The 2,555-nt window shown below is 64.3% G+C and carries 3 protein-coding genes; all 3 read right to left on the minus strand.

Annotation, left to right across the window (positions count from 1 at the left end; translation table 11 throughout):
* The coding region (locus BIS11_RS14960) for a MotA/TolQ/ExbB proton channel family protein (protein WP_253586419.1) at positions 1–1,042 on the minus strand (1,042 nt) is incomplete at its 3' end.
* Positions 1,039–1,773 (minus strand): DUF3450 domain-containing protein, encoded by a 735-nt coding sequence (locus BIS11_RS14965; RefSeq protein ID WP_253423205.1) that lies wholly within the window; start codon positions 1,771–1,773, stop codon positions 1,039–1,041. The genes BIS11_RS14960 and BIS11_RS14965, both read right to left, overlap by 4 nt.
* 383 nt (positions 1,774–2,156) lie before the next feature.
* The coding region (locus BIS11_RS14970) for an OmpA family protein (protein WP_253586421.1) at positions 2,157–2,555 on the minus strand (399 nt) is incomplete at its 5' end.

The following is a 2,555-nucleotide window of genomic DNA, read 5'->3' on the forward strand; positions in this document are numbered from 1 at the left end:
CCCGCTCGATACGCGGAAGCTCTGCCAGTACCGCCTCGTCCAGGCGCGCCTCGAGTGCTTCCGGCGTCTGGTGCTTGTCCATGTCCTGGAAGCGATGCAGCACTCGACCCAGCGGATTGTCGTCCGTCAGGGTGTCCAGCGAGCGGCGCTGGCGCTTGACCCGGGCGCTCACCACCCAGAGATAGAGATACTGAGCCAGCGCAACGAGCAGGCCGATGATGCCGAGCACGACCACCACGTAGCCCACGTAGCCGCCCTGCTGGAAGCGCTCCCACAGGCTCGGCTGCTGGGCCAGCGCGGCCAGAACGCTACCTTGGGACGGGTCGATGGCAAACTGGCGACTTTCGCCGTGAAAGTAGTCGTCCAGGGTCGCGCGGATCGCGGCGGGCGTGCGCGGAAGCTCCGACACGGCGTTGCCTTCGGCGCCCGTACGCAGCAGCGAAGAGTCGGTGAAGGCGGCAAAGTCGCCCAGGCGAATCACCTCACGCTCCTCGATCTCACCCTGAGCATCGGCGACCGGCAATCGCAGCCGCTCGGCGCGGCCGGTGCGGGCAGTGAGGGTAGCCAGGGCGTCTACCACGCGCTCGAGCTGGTCGCGCTCGAGCACGTTGACATCGTCGAGGCGCGGCACGCCCTCGCCCTGAAGCGTCAGCCAGCTCTGCTCGCCGAGCTCGTTGCGTACCTCGTCGCCATGACGCTTCAGGGTAGAGAGCAGCCCCGTGAGCTCCTCGCCCTGCTCCCCTTGGCGGCTGGCGAGTTCGGCTGCCAGCTGCGCCTGCCCCTCTTGCAGCGCCTGGAGGGCCTCCTGACGCTCCTCGGCTTCGGCATTGGCGGCGCGCGCCTGGTCGAGCGCCGCCTCAAGCGCCTGTCGATCGTCGAGCAGCCCTTCGAGGCGCGCCTGGTCGCGCGCCTCGGCAGCCTGGCGCGCTTCGCTGAGCGAGCCGACGCCACTGTTCTGGGCCAGCAGCGGAGTGGAAAGCAGGCAGCTTGCCAGCGCCACCAAGACCCAGCGACGCCGACGCGTGAATGAGAATACGTTCATGACTGGCCTTCCTGCTCGGCGGTGATCGATAACGGTAGGTTGAGAAGCTCCGGCGAGCGCTGCTCATCGGCGATGCGCAGACCGTTGCGCACTTCGCGCCGCGCACGCTCGTCGAGTGGCTGCCATTCGCCCTGCTGCTTGTCCCAGACCGCGCCTTCGCGGCCATCCGGCGTCAGGTAATAGAAGCCGATGCGGCCTACGCGCAGGTAGTCCACCTCGCGCGCCGCCCCGCTCTCCCGCGTGAGCCGGCCGCGCCAGTGATCGATATCCCGGCCGTAATCGAGCTCCAGCCGCCACGCCTCGAGCAACTGCTCGATACGCTCGACGCTGCTGTCACCTTGAGGAGCCTGCACGCGTGCAAGACGCTCTTCGCGCTGGAAAGGAAGATCGCTTTCGATGAAGGCCGCCAGCTGGTTCGACATGTCCTGCTCGATGACGGGAAGCGACGCCCGGGTCTCACTGACGGTGGCGAGCGCCGACTCCAGCCGCTCGAGGCGTTCGGCTTCATCGAGCAGGCGCGCATCGAGCGTGGCATTGGTGGTATCGAGCTCGCGATTGGCACGCTCGAGCGCGCGCAGCTCTTCGATATCCGCGCGTGTCTGCTCGTCCGCCTCGTCGATACGCTGCTGGAGAGCCGACTGAGTCTGCTGGGCCTCGACACTCTGCGCTGCCTGATTCACGGTTTCATCACTCGCCACGGCATGAGCGTTTACCAGGAGGCAGGCGCTCATGCATCCCAGCCAACTTGTGAGGGGCCTTTTCAGCACGTTGAATCTCCATCGCTTGCACGCGCCAGTCACACTGACGCGTCCGATCTTGGTTAGATATAAGAACCATTTGCGTTTGACGCGTGACTGCATAGCCTAACACTTATTGCATGAATGACAATATTTATCATTAACATTCAAGAAGCTGAATCAGATCATGAAAGCGCTCGAACGTGACGGCTCGATCCCTGGGGAGGAGAAAATCGGCAGGAGGCCTGGAAGGCTAACACCAAAAAACAAAGCGCCGACACGAGGCCGGCGCTTTATGTGAATCGCGACGACAACCTGGCGGGTCGTGGCGATGAACCGACACGGCCTTGAGCCGCGTCGGTTATTTCAAGAGTGGCTTAGTTCCACTCGTCCAGCTCTACGCGACGGTTCTGTGCGCGGCCTTCGTCAGTTTCGTTGGTCGCGATCGGACGCTCTTCACCGTAACCGATGGAGCGCATGTCGCTAGCCGGTACGCCACGCTGAGCCAGGTAGCTGGCAACAGATTCGGCGCGACGCTGGGACAGGTTGCGGTTGTATTCCGCAGAACCAACGGAGTCGGTGTGACCTTCGATGCTTACGCGAACGTCCGGGTTGTTGACCAGGCGCTCGGCAACGCCGTTGAGAACCTGCTGGGCTCCCGGCGTCAGCTGGGCAGAGTCGAACTCGAAGTTGACGTTCTGCAGCACGACGCTTTCCGGGCAGCCCAGTGCGTTGACTTCAACGCCTGCCGGGGTGTTCGGGCACTGGTCGCGGTA

This window comes from Halomonas sp. 707D4 (assembly GCF_024158685.1).
Taxonomy (GTDB): Bacteria; Pseudomonadota; Gammaproteobacteria; order Pseudomonadales; family Halomonadaceae; genus Vreelandella.